Consider the following 14,223-nt stretch of genomic DNA (forward strand, 5'->3'; position numbering starts at 1 on the left):
CGACTGCGGCATGCTGTCGCGCATGGAGCCCGCCTCGACGTACCCCTGCCCGGTGTGTGGTCGGTCCGCGACTTTGGACGGCCCGTGTCCCGGTTGCGGGCGGGCACCCGACCCGAACGCCGCCGCGGTGCTGGCGCACGACGCCCGCATCGCCGAGTTGGTGCCGCGGGTGGAGCAGGCGCGCAGCGCGTTCGAGTCGCTGACGGCCCAGCTCGGGCAGCTCCGCCGGGACCGGGAGGCGTACGCCACCGCGGTGCGCGACGCCGTCGCCCGCGAGCGGTCGGCGCATGAGCCCACCCTGCTGACGATGCCGCCCACGGCGAGCACCCTGCCGCCCACGAGGAGCGCCCTGCCGCCCGCGACCGGTTCCCTGCCCCCGACGGCCGGGACGCTGCCGCCCGTGCAGGCCGGGCGTGGCCCGGAGTCCTCGCCGCGCACCGTGCAGAACCTGCTGTTCGTGCTGGGCGGGCTGCTGCTCGGCATCGCCGCGATCGTGTTCACGGCGGTGGCCTGGGCGGCCTTCGACGTGACCGGCCGCGCGCTGATCCTCGGCGTGCTGACCCTCGGCATGCTCGCCGTGCCGCCGCTGGTCCGCCGCCGCGCGCTCACCGGGACGGCGGAGACCTTCGCCGCCCTGGGCCTGCTGCTGGTGGTGCTCGACGGGTACGCCGTCTGGTACGTCAACCTCGGCGGTGTCGCGGACAGCTGGGATCCGGGCTTCTACGCGGGCACCGTCGCGGCCTTCACCGCCCTGCTCGGGTACGCCTACGCGCGGGTCGTCGGCACCGCCGCGACCCGGTTCGGCGCGCTGCTGGCGGCGCAGCCCGCGCTGCCCCTGCTCTTCCTGGAGTCCTCGGCAGACACGGCGGGCTGGTCCGCGATCTTCACCGCGGTGGCCCTCGGCGACCTGCTGCTCTACCGCGCGCTGCGCGGCCCCGCCGCCCCGGCACCCGTAGCGGCGAACGCGTCCGACTCGTCGGCGGATGGGCCCGCTGCCCCACCCGTCGGGACGAGCACCTCCATCGGGGCCGCTGCCGAGCCGAAGGCGGCCGGGGCGGCCGGCGAGGTGGCGGACGGCGGGAACGTGACCGCCGGGCCACCGGTTCCGGCGGCGATGCCGGGCAGGCTGGCGCTGAGCGTGCTGGCGCTGCTGGCGTACCTCGGCATGCTCGGCATCGGCGGCATCGCGGCGCTGTTCGCGTGGCTGCTCGGCGCGGACCCGGACACCGCGCTCACCGGCGCGCTGGCGTTACTGGCGGCGGCGGGCGTGCTGGCCGGTGGGCTGTGGCAGAGCAGCGGCGCGGCGACGTCGCTCGGCCGGTCGGCGGCGGGTGGCGTGGTGACGGTGGCGCTGGCCGCCGCGGTCGCGCGCCCGGCGCTGGTGCAGTGGCCGCAGCAGTGGCTGCTGGCCCTGGCGGGCGCGGCCGCGCTGGTGTGCGTCCTGGCCGCGGCGCTGCGCGGACCGCTGTCCGCGCGGCAGCCCGCGCTGGCCGACGGGCTGCGGGTGGGGGCGGCGCTCGCGCTGAGCGTGCCCGCGGCGTGCGCCGCCGGCTGGGCGCTCGCGGCCGGTTGGCAGTCCGTCGAGGACGCCGTCCCGTGGTGGGCCGCGGTGCCGGCGCCGTACGACGGCTCGTACTCCTGGCTGCTGCCGGTGTCACTGGTCGTGGTGGTGGTCGCGGCGTGGGCCGTGACCGAGCTGCCGGTGCGGGCCTGGGTGACGGCCGCGGCGGTGCTGCTGCTGCCGCTGGCGGTGCCGGGGCACCCGGCGGTGACCCCGTGGGCCGCGCCCGCAGTCGACCTGGCCGCGGCGGCGGGCGCGCTGTCGATGGCGCTGCTGCTGCGCCGGAACGTGGCGCTGTGGGGCGGCACGGCCGCGCTGCTGGCCGCCCACGCGCTGCTGGCGGGCGCGGGCACGCCGGCCCGCTCGGCGTGGACGCTGGGCGTCGTGGTGCTGCTGGGCCTGGCCTCGGCCGCCGTGGTGCTGCTGCGCGACGACGCGCCGGTCGCCGTGGGCGGGGCCGCCGGTGCGGTGGCGCTGGCGCTGCTGCCGCTCGCGGTGCACAGCGTGGCCGTCGTGGCGGGCGCCGACGACGTGTGGGCCCGGCGGGCGATGCTGGTGGCCGCGGTGCTGACGCCGCTGTGGGTGTACCTGACGCCGGGCCGCCTGCGCGACTACGCGGTCGGCGGCGGGCTGGTCGGCGCGCTGTGGGCGCTGCCGGGCTGGCAGCCCGGCCAGGAGCCGTCCGCCGTGTACGCCGCGCTGTGCACGCTGGCCCTGGCCCTGGTCGGCCTGCGGGCCCGCCGGGCGTGGGCGGAGCTGCCCGCCCAGGCCGTGCTGGCGCTGACCGTGATCCTGTGCGGCGAGGCGCTGCACCGCATCTTCATCGCGCCGCTGAGCTGGCTCACCCGGGTCTGGGCCGGGGATCCGGTCGGGACCGGACTGTCCGCCGAGCCCGTCGCGCCGCTGCCGTGGGCGCCCGCGATCGCGTTGTTCCTGCTGGTGCCCGCCGTCGCGGTGTGGTTCTGGCGGCCGTACGCCGCGCCGGCCGGCACCGGCGGATCGGGCGGGTGGGGCCGCGTCCCGCGTCCGGCGATCGCGGCGGCCGGGCTGACCGCGGGGATCGCCGTGCTCGTCGCGCTGGCCGCCGCGGGTGCGCCGTGGCCGACCGTCAGCGCCGTGCAGCTGCTGCTCGGCACGGCGCTGCTGGTGCTGGTCGCGCTGCGCCCGGCCGGCGTGCTGACGCTGCCGGGCGGCCTCTACGCGGTGCTGCTCACCGTCGTGGGGCTGGCGGGGCTGCTGGCCGAGAAGTGGTCCACCATCGCGGCGCTGGCCGTGGTCACCGTGGCGCTGAGCGCGGTCGCGGTCGGCGCGCGGGCCCGGCCGGTGCGCACGCTCGGCTGGCTGTCCGGCGCGGCGGTCAAGGTGCTGCTCGCGATCGCGATCGGCGAGGCCGCCGACCTGCGTACGGAGTTCACCGCGTACCTGGTGCTCGGCGTCGCGGCGATCGTGCTGGGCCTGGCGTACGCGCCGTTCGCGCGCGAGCAGCGGGCCGCGGCGGAGGCGGCGGCGCACTCGGCCGCGCTGGTCGCGCTGACCCTGTGCCAGGGGCAGGGCCGGCCGAGCGCGCTGGTGCTGGCGCTGTGGGGCGTCGCGGTCGGGCTGACCGTGCTGCGCGCCCCGGCCGGGGAGCGGGTCCTGCGGGCCGTCGGGGCCGCGATCCTGGAGTCGGTGGCCTGGTGGGTGATCCTCGCCGCGCAGGACGTGGGCGTGCTGGAGGCGTACACGCTGCCGGTGGCGCTGCTCGCGCTGGGCGTCGGCTGGTACGCGGCCCGGCACCGGCCGGAGCTGTCCAGCTGGCTGTTCGCCGGCCCGGCGCTGGTGGCGTCGCTGCTGCCGAGCCTGGCCCTGGCGCTGTCCGACGCGGGCGGCACGCCGCTGCGGCGGCTGCTGCTCGGCGCCGGTGCGCTGGCGGTCACCGTCTTCGGCTCGGTCCGGCGGCTGCAGGCGCCGGTGCTGCTGGGCGGCGGCACGCTGCTGGTGCTGGCTCTGCACGAGCTGCTGCTGGTGTCGCGCCTGCTGCCGACGTGGGTGCCGATCGCGGTGGGCGGCGCGGTGCTGCTGACCCTGGCGATCACGTACGAGCGCAGCCGCCGGGACATGTCACGGCTGCGGGCGGCGGTCGGCCGGATGCGGTAGTTCCCTCCCTCCGGAGCGGCAAACCGGCCAGAATGAGGCTAGGTGCCTCAAAGGGGGGAAGATGGACTTCTGGGATGTCTTCTGGCTACTGCTGATCTTCATCCCGCTGCTGCTGATCTGGGGCTTCGCCATCGTCGACATCTTCCGGCGCGACGATCTCTCCGGATGGCTCAAGGCGCTGTGGATCGTGATCGTGATCCTGATGCCGTTCCTCGGCACCCTGATCTACCTGATCTTCCGGCGGCCGGGGGCCACGCCGCAGGAGCGCCGGGCGATGGACGAGGCCAGCCGCGAGTTCGTGGCGAAGTACGCGCCGACCGACACCGCGCAGCAGATCAGCCTGCTGTCGGACCTGCACGACCGGGGCAAGCTCACCGACGCGGAGTTCGCCGCGGAGAAGGCCCGCGTGCTGGAGGCGGCGCGCGGCGCGTCGGCGGCCCCGCCCGCGGGCACCGTCCCCGGCGGGGGAGTGGTGCCGGGCACCCCGCCTGCGCCTCCGCCGCCGCCGTCCGGTGGCACGCCCCCGACCCGCCCGGCCGGGTTCGGCCCCACCGCCTAGCCGCCGCGCGGGAGCCCGCGAAGTGGGCGCGAGCAGCAACGGGTTGCGGCAGGTCGCGCTGCGAACCTAGGGTCTTTGCCTATGAGGTTCGAGGTCAGTCATGTGCTGGATGCGATCGAGCGGCGCCTGGGCACCGACCCGGGACTCGCCGCGGGCGTGCTCGACGTGGCTGAGTTGATCTATTGTGCGGATCTGGACGGCGGCCGGCCCGCCAACCTGGTGCGGCTCGGCATGGTCGTCGACGCGCTGGCGCGCCAGGTCGGCGAGGAGCACGTCTCGGCGTACTGCGTGGTGGACAAGTCGCTGCTGTCCAACCAGGACCTCACCTCGAACGAGCGCATGGTCATGCGGCGCTGGGCCGACGACGGCGTGGTCGAGGTGGTGCCCGGCGCCGCGCAGCGGGTCATCGAGGTGTCCGAGCTCACCGGCCTGCCGATCATCTCGCGGGTGCTGCCGGCGGTCTGGTCGCCGCTGCCCGGCGCGGGCGGCACCGTGCTGCAGCCGCGCGGCCCCGTGCCGTCCGGCCCGTCGCCGGTGGGGCGGCAGCTCATGGCCCGCTGGTGGCACTGCCCCGACCCGGACTGCGCGAACTTCGGCCCGGCCCGCCGCGGCAGCGGCCAGCCGGTGCCCCGGCTGCGCAACGGCCAGCCGGTCTGCGGCCGCCACGAGGTGCCGCTGGGCGACAACGGCCCGCGCCCGCCACAGCAGGTGCTGGCGGTGCGGGTGGACGGCATCATCCGCACCCGCTTCGTGGTCACCGCGGCCGGCCCGGTCGTGGTGGGCCGCGCCCCCGACGGCGGGCAGGGCCAGGTCGGCGTGCAGCTCGGCCCGTGGCTGAGCGAGGACGCGCGGGCCAAGGTCAGCCGCGCGCACATCTCCGTCGCGCTGTCCCCGCAGGGCGTCTCGGTGACCGACCTGAGCATGAACGGCACCCTGGTCCGGCTCGGCGGCGCCGCCGACGGCGAGCTCCAGCTCAGCCGCGGCGCCACCCGCCAGCTGGGCGTATCCGACATCGTGGAGCTCTACCCCGGCGTCGAGATCGGCCGCGTCGGCGCGCTGGCCAGCAGCCGCCCGCTGGACAGCTCCTCGGTCATGTCCGACGCCCCCACCATGACCTTCCGCCCCGGCTTCTGACGAAAGGAAGGGCACCTTCCCAACGGTTTCCGTTGTGGAAGGTGCCCTTCCTCACCTCGCGCCCCCTCAGGCCGCCGTTCAGGCCGCGCCGATGACCTCGGCGAGCTGGCGTACCGCCCAGGAGATCTCGTCCTCCTCGATGACCAGCGGCGGGGCCAGCCGGATCGTGGTGCCGTGGGTGTCCTTGGCCAGCATGCCGCGCGCCATCAGCTTCTCCGACGCCTGGCGGCCGGTCATCACGGCCGGGTCGATGTCGACCCCGGCCCACAGGCCGCGACCGCGTACGGCGGTGACGCCCCGGCCCATCAGCGCCCGCAGCTGCTCGTGCAGCAGGGCGCCCAGGTCGGCGGAGCGCTTCTGGAACTCGCCGGTCTCCAGCAGCTTGACGACCTCGATGCCGACCGCGCAGGCCAGCGGGTTACCGCCGAAGGTCGAGCCGTGCTGGCCGGGCTGGAGCACGCCGAGCACCTCGCGGCTGGCCGCGACGGCGGAGACGGGCACGATGCCGCCGCCCAGCGCCTTGCCCATGATGTGCATGTCGGGCTTGACGTCCTCGTGGTCCACGGCGAACGTGCGCCCGGTGCGGGCCAGCCCGCTCTGGATCTCGTCGGCCAGGAACAGCACGTTGCGCTGGCTGCACAGGGCCCGTACGCCGGACAGGTAGCCGTCCGGCGGGACCAGCACGCCGGCCTCGCCCTGGATCGGCTCCAGCAGCACCGCGACGGTGTAGTCGTCGACCGCCTCGGCCAGCGCCTCCAGGTCGCCGTACGGCACGATCTCGAAGCCCGGGGTGTACGGCCCGAAGTCGGCCCGCGCGTCCTCGTCGGTGGAGAAGCTGATGATCGTCGTGGTGCGCCCGTGGAAGTTGTCGGCCGCCACGATGATCTTCGCCTGGCCGTCCGGCACGCCCTTGACCTGGTAGCCCCACTTGCGGGCCACCTTGATCGCGGTCTCCACCGCCTCGGCGCCGGTGTTCATCGGCAGCACCAGGTCCTGGCCGGTCAGCTCGGCCAGACGCTGGCAGAACTCGGCGAACTGGTCGTGGATGAACGCGCGGCTGGTCAGCGTGAGCTTGTCCAGCTGGGCGTGCGCCGCGGCGATCAGCGCCGGGTGCCGGTGGCCGAAGTTCAGCGCCGAGTACCCGGACAGGAAGTCCAGGTAGCGCCGGCCGTCGATGTCGGTGACCCAGCAGCCGTCCGCCTCGGCGATGACCACGGGCAGCGGGTGGTAGTTGTGCGCCGTGTACCGCTCCGCCTCGGCTACCGCGGAGGGCGTACGGCTGTCGACGATCGAGTTCATGACCGCAGCTCCAGGGTGCAGCACTTGGGGCCACCACCGGCCAGGCGCAGCTCGGAGACGTCGACTCCGATCGGCTCGTAGCCGGCCTTGCGCAACTCCTCCGCGAGGTGGGTGGCCTGGACCGGCAGCACGACGTTCTCGCCGTCGCTGACCGCGTTGAGTCCCAGCACCTCCGCATCCTCGATATTAGCGATCACGGCGTTCGGGAACAGCTGACGCAGCACAGTCTGGCTGCCGGGCGAGAACGCCTCGGGCAGGTACGCGATGTTGGCGGGCTTGCCGTCGGCGCCCGTCGACAGCACCGCGAGCGCGGTGTCCAGGTGGTAGAAGCGCGGGTCCACCAGCTGCAGGGTGATCACCGGGCGGCCGAAGACCTCCTGCACCTCGGCGTGCGAGGCGTGCGCGGTGCGGAAGCCGGTGCCGGCCAGGACGTAGTCGCCGGCGAGCAGGATGTCGCCCTCGCCCTCGTTGACGTGCTTGGCGTCGTGCACCTCGTACCCGGCGCGGTCGAACCAGTCGCGGTAGGCCGGGCCCTCGTCGGCGCGCTCGGCGTGCCGGAACTGGGCGGTGAACATCCGGCCGTCGATCACGGTGCCGCCGTTGGCCGCGAAGACCATGTCGGGCAGGCCGGGGACGGGGTCGATGAGCTCGATCTGATGGCCCAGGTTCTCGTACGTGGCCTTGAGGCTCTCCCACTGGCTGATGGCCAGGGTGGTGTCGTACGGCGCGGCCGGGTCCATCCAGGGGTTGATCTTATAGGTGACGGCGAAGTGGGTGGGCCGGCACATCAGAAAGCGCTTCTGCATGACCTAACGCTAAGCGGGAAGATCGCAGCGTAACCATCATTCGGCCATGCGCGTGACCTTGTTTTCTTGCGCATTTCAGCATGTCGACCAACGATCCGTTGCGTCAACATCAACTTGTGCGGGCCTCGCGTGCGCCGCCGGCCGTTCCGACGCTAGCTCGCCGCCGCAACCGGCCGCATCCGGCGGGCGGCCGGAACCGCCGGCGCGGTGTCGTCGCGCGGCGCGGCGCGCCGGGGTGCGGGGCGGTTCCGCACCGCGCTGAACTGTCGTTAAAGTGCGGCGCATGACTGACAGCCAGCAAGTAGCGATCGTCACGGGCGCCGCCCGGGGCATCGGCGCCGCCACCGCGCTGCGGCTCGCCGCCGACGGGTTCGCCGTCGCCGCCGTCGATCTCACCGAGGAGAACTGCGCCGACACCGTCGCGGCGATTTCGAAGGCGGGCGGCCGGGCCATCGCGGTCGGCGCCGACGTCTCCGACTCCGCCGCCGTCGACACCGCCGTGGCCCACGTCGCGGCGACCCTCGGCGCCCCCGCCGTACTGGTCAACAACGCCGGCGTGCTGCGCGACAACCTGCTGTTCAAGATGACCGACGCCGACTGGGACACCGTCATGTCGGTGCACCTGCGCGGGGCGTTCCTGTGCAGCCGCGCCGTGCAGAAGTACATGGTCGAGCAGAAGTACGGCCGGATCGTGTCGCTGTCGAGCACCTCCGCGCTCGGCAACCGGGGCCAGGCCAACTACGCCGCGGCCAAGGCGGGCCTGCAGGGCTTCACCAAGACCCTCGCCATCGAGCTCGGCCCGTTCGGCATCACCGCGAACGCGGTCGCGCCGGGCTTCATCGTCACCGAGATGACCGCCGCCACCGCGGCGCGCGTCGGAGTCGACTTCGAGGCGTTCCAGGCCGCCCGCGCCGCCGAGACGCCGGTGCGCCGGGTCGGCACCCCCGCCGACGTCGCGCACGCCATCTCCTTCCTGGCCAGCGAGGGCGCCGGCTTCGTCACCGGCCAGGTCATCTACGTAGCCGGCGGCCCCCGCGGCTGACCCCGCCCCGCTGGTGCCCGCCCCACCCTGTTTCTCATAGACGTTGGCCTATCTGGATGACTTTTCGTAGATCAAGTTCATCCAGATAGGCCAACGTCTATAAAAAGCTACTCGCGGGTATTGTGATCTAGCTCACGGCATGGTTACCTCTCGGTAACTTCGTCGACGCACCGCTGACACCCCCGCGAGGTTCGCCGTGAGGAGATCCCTACCCCTCCTGACGCTGGTCGTCCTGTCGCTCGCCACCTGGGTAACCCCCGCCCAGGCCGCCCCGACCACCGGCTTCCGCTTCATCGACATCACCGCCCCCGACGGGGTCGTGCTCAAGGCCAACGTCATCGAGCCCACCGCCCCCGGCCGGCACCCCGCCGTCGTCTTCCCGTCCAGCTGGGGCCTCAACGACCTGGAGTACGTCGCCCAGGCCAAGGCCCTCGCCGAGGGCGGCTACACGGTGCTTTCGTACACCCCGCGCGGCTGGTGGTCGTCCGCCGGCGAGATCGACACCGCCGGGCCGAAGGACATCGCCGACGTGTCCCGGGTGCTCGACTGGCTCGTCGCGAACACCTCCGCCGACGCGTCGCGCATCGGCATGGCGGGCGTCTCGTACGGCGCGGGCATCAGCCTGATCGCGTCCGGCCACGACAGCCGGGTGCGCGCCGTGGCGGCGCTGTCCGGCTGGAGCGACCTGGTCGCCTCCCTCTACGGCGGCGACACCCGGCGCCTGCAGTCGTCGGCGCTGCTGGTCGGCGCGGCGGCGCTGCTCGGCGACACGAGCCCCGAGTTCGACGCGGTCATCGCCGACTTCTACGCCAACCGGAACATCGCCGGGGTGAAGGCGTTCGCGCGGGCCCGCTCCGCGGCGGCGTACCTGCCCGCGATCAACGCGAACCGCCCGGCGGTCCTGATGGCCAACGGGTACGGCGACACGATCTTCCCGCCGAACCAGCTCGTCGACTTCTACGGCGCCCTGGCCGGCCCCAAGCGGCTCGAGCTCGCGCCGGGCGACCACGCCATCCCCGAGCTGACCGGCCTCGCCGGGCTGGACAACCACGTGTGGACCTCGGTGCGGCGCTGGTTCGACCGGCACCTGTCCGGCATCGCCAACGGCATCGACACCGAGCCGTCGGTGGTGCTGCGCTCGATGACCGGCGGCCCGGTCGAGGCATACCCCGGCTGGTCGGCCACCAGCACCACCACCCGGCGGTACGGCCTGGGCGAGGTCAACTGGCTCACCGGCACCGGCCGGCTCGGCGGCGCCACGTCGACCGGCTGGTCGCGGCGGGCCTGGTTCAACGACGACACGCCCGCGGCGGGCGGCGTGGTGCTGCTCTCCAACGGCCTGCAGGCGCTGACCGGCATCCCCCCGACGGTCTGGCTGCCCGCGGTCGACCGCGACAACGCCGGGGTGTGGCTGGGCGACGAGACGGCGGCGACGGTACGCATCCGCGGCAGCGCCACGGTGCACGCCCGGTTCACGCCGACCGAGCGCCGCGGCACGATCGTGGCGTACCTCTACGACGTCGACTGGGCCGGCACCGGCCGGCTGATCACCCACGCGCCGGTCTCCTGGCTGGACGCGCCCGCGAACACGGCCCGCACGGTCGACATCGGCCTCCCGGCGACGAGCTGGGACGTGCCCGCCGGCCACCGCCTCGCGCTGGTGATCGACGGCCACGACGGCCTCTACCTCGACGAGAACGCCTGGCTCGGCTCCGCCGACTTCTCCGGCCAGTCCTGGCTCGACCTCCCCACCCGCTGACCCCCCACCACCGCCCCGCCCGCACATCTGGCGCAACTCTTAACGACTGGCGGTCTCGAAGACGCTTCGAAGCCGCGACTCTTTAAGAGTTGCGCCAGGGCTCGGCGGGGCCGGTGGTGGGCGGTCAGTCGGCGACGGTGCCGCGGGGTGGGACGACCAGGCCGTAGATGACCAGGATGCACAGGGCGATGTTGACGATCGACCAGAACGGGTAGACCGGCAGGTACAGCATCTGGAGCAGGGCGGTCGCGCCGGCCAGGCCGATGCCCGCGCCGCGCGCCCACTCGTGGCCGCCCAGGATGCCCGCGCCGACGGCGATCAGGATCGCCCCGAGGATGAGGTGCAGCCAACCCCAGGTCTGCAGGTTGAACAGGTACAGCTCGCCACCGGTGGAGGTGGCGTACGCGGCGTAACGGTCGTTGACGATCGCGAAGATTGCCTCCACCACGTTGAACACCCCCAGTAGCAGGATCATCAGACCGGAGAAGGACAGCCAGCCCGACCCGATGCGATCGGTCGCTTTCGCCACGGTCGACATAGCACCCACCTTCGTGCGAAACGGACGAAGCACCTTCACGTTATCCCTGCTCGGGCCGCTGCTCGGCCGGAACGGCGAAACGCCTCAGCCGGCGGCGGGCGCGGGCGGTTCCGGGTGGGCGTGCGGCTGCTCGCGGTGCCGGTGCGCGCGCGAGATCGCCCAGGCGCCCAGCGCGGTCGTGATGGGAACGGCCGCGATCAGGCCCAGCGTGCCGACCACGCCGCGCACGATCTCCGCCGCCATCACCTGCGTGGAGAGCACGTCGCGGGTGCCCGTCCCCGCCGTGACCAGCAGCAGCATCAGGGGCAGCGACGCGCCGGCGTACGCCAGGATGATGGTGTTGACCACGGAGGCGACGTGCGAGCGGCCGATCCTGATCGCGGAGCGGTAGAGGCGGCGGGCGCTCAGCGTGGGGTCCGCCAGCGACAGCTCGCCGACGATGGCCAGCTGCGTGATGGCGACGTCGTCGAGCACGCCCAGGGTGCCGATGATGATCCCGGCGAGCAGCAGCCCGCGCAGGTCCACGCCGGACAGCACGTTGGTGAGGATCGCCGCCTCGTCCGAGCCCGCGCCGGTCAGGTGCAGCAGGTTCGTGGCGAGCAGGCCGAGCAGGCCGGTGAGCACGAGCGCGGCCAGCGTGCCGAGCACGGCCATGGAGGTGCCCACGCTGACCCCGTGCGTCAGGTAGATCACCGCGAACATGATCGCGGCGGACCCGACGATCGCCACCGGCAGGGGCGACTCCCCGCGCTGGATGGCGGGCAGGATGAACAGCAGCAGCACCGCGAAGCTCACCGCGAGGCCGACCAGGCTGGCCACGCCGCGCCAGCGGGCGAACCCGATCACCGCCGCGATGAACAGCGCGACCAGCGCGACCAGCCAGCCCCACCGGTCGTGGTCGACCACGGCGTAGCGCTGCCCGCCCGCCGCGTCGGGCGAGGCGATCAGCACCACCTTGTCGCCGACGGCCACCTGCGGTGCGCTCGGCCCGGTCGGCACCACCGCGTCCACGGTCTCGTCGCCTACGCGCACCTGGGCGGTGCCGCAGTCGCCCCCGGGCTGCGCGGGCACCTCGCGGGGGCAGGCGGGCGTCGCGGCGACGACCTCGCCGTGCAGCCGCGGCAGGGTGTCGGAGGGCTGCTGCGGGGCCGCGCCGCGCGGCCACAGCACGATCAGGCCGATCAGCGTGGCCACCACCAGCGGCACGATGATCAGCGTGACGAGCCGGCGCAGGTCCGGTGGCGCGGGCGGGAGCGTCTCGCTGGGCTCGTGGCTGTGACCGGCTCCCATGAGCCGAACCTAGCCCGCGAACCCTCGGCAGTAGGCGCCTTTGGTCTCCTTGCCCGATCCGGTGACCAGCAGGGCGTACCGGTTGCCGTTGTCGGCGTACGTGACGAACGCGCGGCCGTCGGGCGCGACGGTCAGCCCCACCTGGTGCGCCCCGTTCTCCAGCGATGGCAGCACGGTGCGGCGGGCCGGTCGCGCGGGATCGGCCGGGCACTGCCAGAGCACCAGCCGTGCGGTGCCGCCTCCGGTGAACCGGGGCACCCTCTCGACGTCCAGCCCGTACGCCGCGTCCCCGGCGACCGCCGCCGCCGGGCTGACCCCGGGGCCATGCAACGACGGGCCGGCGACCAGGCGCTGCGTGCCGTCGCCGCCGGTGATCAGCACCGCCGGGGCGGCGCCGTCCTCGGGGGCGGGGATCTGTGAGATCCGGGCGTCGTCGCAGGCCGCGCTCGTGCAGGCGGCGAGGTGGGCGATGCGCCCGGCGGGATCGCGCAGCAGCACGGCGGGCCGGTCCTGCGCGTCCACCGTCAGCCGCAGCAGCGGCGCGGGCAGGGAGCGCTCGCTCGCGCCGACGGGCCCGGTGAGGCTCATCGGGAGTGTCGTCAGCACCCGCAGCGAGCGAGTCGTGCAGTGCACGGTGTTGCAGCGGGTGACCGCGAGCTGGACCCGCTCCGGTCCACCGGCCCGCTCCGGCAGCAGTGGCCGCGCGGTGGCGACCACGATCGTGCCGCCGGTCCCGGCTGCGACCGCGAGCTGCGACTCGGCCTCCTCGCCGCCGCTGTGCCAGCGGGTGATGCCGTCCTCACAGCTGCCCGGCCGGGGCCGGGAGTCCACCGGCCCCCAGGGCGCGGTGCAGCGCTGCAGTTGCACCGCGTCGTCGCCGTTCGTGATGATCACGGCCGGCATCGCCCGGCCGCGGATGCCCGCGGACAGGACGCTGCCGTCCGTGCCGATGGCGGTGGCGCCGTACGGCCCGCCCAGCATGAGCGGCTCCGACTGGCGGGAGCGGACGCTCGCGCAGGCGTCGTCGAGGCACCAGTGCGGGCCCCACGAGGTGACCACGACCGGATGCCCGCCCGCGGGCCACGCCGCCGCCAGCACCTCTCCGCTCCAGGAGACGTCGTGCCGGGTCGCGCGCGGGCTGCCGTACGGATTGACGACCGCCACCGCGACGCCCAGCAGGGCGGGCGCGAGCAGGAACGCGACCGCACCCGCGACGGCGGCCCGGGCCGGCGGGGCGGGGGCGGCCAGGCCGGACAGCCGGTGGTCCACCTCGTCGAGCGCCGCCTGCGGGCCCGGCTTGGCCACGGGCCGCTGCCGCAGGTAGGCGTGGGCGAGCGACGACGACTGCAGCGCGGTGGACGCGACGAGGGCCAGCGCGAGCGACGGCACGGCCGCCGCCGGCACTGACTCCGCGAGGGACCCGGCGATCGAGACGAGAATGGCGGGCACCAGCAAGCCGCCGAGCGTGATGGTGGCGCCGGTGCGCAGCAGGCGGCCGGAGGCCAGCGCGTGGGCGTGCGCGAGCCGGGGCCCGGCGCCGTCGCCGAGCAGTGCCGCCGGGATGACCAGCAGGCGGGTGGCCAGCACGAGCTGTGCCAGCAGGAGCAGGACGAGGACGACACCGGTCCAGCCCTCCGGCCGGCCCTGCTCGAACACGTTCAGCGCCAGGACCGCGGCCACCAGCAGGCCCGTCCCGGCGATGCCGATGAGCAGCAGCATCAGTCCGAGCCAGGGCAGCTTCCGCCCGGCCAGCCGCAGCGCCGCCCACGGCGACACGGCGAGTCCGCGTTGCCCGCCCGCCGCCACAGCGGTCCCGGCGGTCACCGCGGCGATCCAGCCGGCGGCGAGCACCAGCGTCCCGGCCGCGCCGGCAGTCTCCGTCGGGCCCGGGAGCAGCGCTCCGTCCAGGACGGTCGCGCCGCCGCCGCCCGCCAGCACCCCGATCGACTCGCGCAGCAGCAACGCCGGGGCCAGCGTGACGGCGGCCGTCACGAGCAGGGCCGGCCAGTACGGCGCCGCCGGGACCGTCGGTGCGGCGGCGTCCGGAGGGGAGGGCGGCTGTTGGTCGATGGTCGTCGGCACGCCCCGCAGCGTAGCGA

Annotated in this window: 10 protein-coding genes; 5 read left to right on the forward strand and 5 right to left on the reverse strand. The window is 74.4% G+C overall.

The window, feature by feature from the left end; all coding sequences use genetic code 11:
* Positions 1-22 precede the first annotated feature (22 nt).
* The 3 genes from AB0J67_RS03765 (at position 23) to AB0J67_RS03775 (ending at position 5,390) form a co-directional block, all read left to right on the forward strand.
* Positions 23-3,697, forward strand: a complete 3,675-nt coding sequence (locus tag AB0J67_RS03765) for a hypothetical protein (RefSeq protein WP_363475902.1) — start codon at positions 23-25, stop codon at positions 3,695-3,697.
* Between the two features lie 61 nt (positions 3,698-3,758).
* The gene (locus AB0J67_RS03770) at positions 3,759-4,256 is read left to right on the forward strand and encodes an SHOCT domain-containing protein (RefSeq protein WP_363475904.1); all 498 of its coding nucleotides are present in this window, start codon (positions 3,759-3,761) and stop codon (positions 4,254-4,256) included.
* Between the two features lie 81 nt (positions 4,257-4,337).
* A complete protein-coding gene (locus AB0J67_RS03775) occupies positions 4,338-5,390 on the forward strand; it encodes an FHA domain-containing protein (RefSeq protein WP_363475906.1) in 1,053 nt (350 codons plus the stop codon).
* A gap of 78 nt (positions 5,391-5,468) precedes the next feature.
* Here the strand turns inward: AB0J67_RS03775 and rocD are convergent, their stop codons facing one another.
* Together rocD and ddaH are read right to left on the reverse strand one after the other, a co-directional pair.
* The gene (gene rocD / locus AB0J67_RS03780) at positions 5,469-6,689 is read right to left on the reverse strand and encodes an ornithine--oxo-acid transaminase (RefSeq protein WP_363475908.1); all 1,221 of its coding nucleotides are present in this window, start codon (positions 6,687-6,689) and stop codon (positions 5,469-5,471) included.
* On the reverse strand, positions 6,686-7,495 hold the full coding sequence (ddaH, locus tag AB0J67_RS03785) for a dimethylargininase (protein ID WP_363475910.1): 810 nt from the start codon (positions 7,493-7,495) through the stop codon (positions 6,686-6,688). Before ddaH ends, rocD begins: the two co-directional genes overlap by 4 nt.
* A 283-nt stretch (positions 7,496-7,778) precedes the next feature.
* Between ddaH and AB0J67_RS03790 the strand changes: the two genes are divergently transcribed.
* A complete protein-coding gene (locus AB0J67_RS03790; RefSeq protein ID WP_363475912.1) occupies positions 7,779-8,537 on the forward strand; it encodes an SDR family oxidoreductase in 759 nt (252 codons plus the stop codon).
* A gap of 196 nt (positions 8,538-8,733) precedes the next feature.
* Positions 8,734-10,296, forward strand: a complete 1,563-nt coding sequence (locus tag AB0J67_RS03795) for a CocE/NonD family hydrolase (protein WP_363475914.1) — start codon at positions 8,734-8,736, stop codon at positions 10,294-10,296.
* 124 nt (positions 10,297-10,420) lie between these two features.
* On the opposite strand, the gene AB0J67_RS03800 is transcribed toward AB0J67_RS03795, so the two are convergent.
* From AB0J67_RS03800 to AB0J67_RS03810, 3 genes are all read right to left on the reverse strand, one after another.
* Positions 10,421-10,834 carry a hypothetical protein gene (locus tag AB0J67_RS03800; protein WP_363475916.1) on the reverse strand — a complete coding sequence of 138 codons (414 nt, stop codon included), beginning with the start codon at positions 10,832-10,834 and terminating at the stop codon, positions 10,421-10,423.
* An 84-nt stretch (positions 10,835-10,918) separates the two neighbouring features.
* Positions 10,919-12,124, reverse strand: coding sequence for a YibE/F family protein (locus AB0J67_RS03805; RefSeq protein WP_363475918.1), 1,206 nt, complete (start codon positions 12,122-12,124; stop codon positions 10,919-10,921).
* A gap of 9 nt (positions 12,125-12,133) precedes the next feature.
* The gene (locus tag AB0J67_RS03810) at positions 12,134-14,206 is read right to left on the reverse strand and encodes a hypothetical protein (protein WP_363475920.1); all 2,073 of its coding nucleotides are present in this window, start codon (positions 14,204-14,206) and stop codon (positions 12,134-12,136) included.
* Positions 14,207-14,223: the final 17 nt, after the last annotated feature.

The sequence above is a fragment of the Catellatospora sp. NPDC049609 genome, assembly GCF_040675365.1.
Taxonomy (GTDB): Bacteria; Actinomycetota; Actinomycetes; order Mycobacteriales; family Micromonosporaceae; genus Catellatospora.

Excerpts from the sequence above, each read along its gene's own strand:
- AB0J67_RS03800 (WP_363475916.1), bottom strand. The coding sequence starts at position 10,834 with ATGTCGACCGTGGCGAAAGCGACCGATCGCATCGGGTCGGGCTGGCTG.
- AB0J67_RS03770 (WP_363475904.1), top strand. The coding sequence starts at position 3,759 with ATGGACTTCTGGGATGTCTTCTGGCTACTGCTGATCTTCATCCCGCTG.
- rocD (WP_363475908.1), bottom strand. The coding sequence starts at position 6,689 with ATGAACTCGATCGTCGACAGCCGTACGCCCTCCGCGGTAGCCGAGGCG.
- AB0J67_RS03765 (WP_363475902.1), top strand. The coding sequence starts at position 23 with ATGGAGCCCGCCTCGACGTACCCCTGCCCGGTGTGTGGTCGGTCCGCG.
- ddaH (WP_363475910.1), bottom strand. The coding sequence starts at position 7,495 with ATGCAGAAGCGCTTTCTGATGTGCCGGCCCACCCACTTCGCCGTCACC.
- AB0J67_RS03805 (WP_363475918.1), bottom strand. The coding sequence starts at position 12,124 with ATGGGAGCCGGTCACAGCCACGAGCCCAGCGAGACGCTCCCGCCCGCG.
- AB0J67_RS03790 (WP_363475912.1), top strand. The coding sequence starts at position 7,779 with ATGACTGACAGCCAGCAAGTAGCGATCGTCACGGGCGCCGCCCGGGGC.
- AB0J67_RS03775 (WP_363475906.1), top strand. The coding sequence starts at position 4,338 with ATGAGGTTCGAGGTCAGTCATGTGCTGGATGCGATCGAGCGGCGCCTG.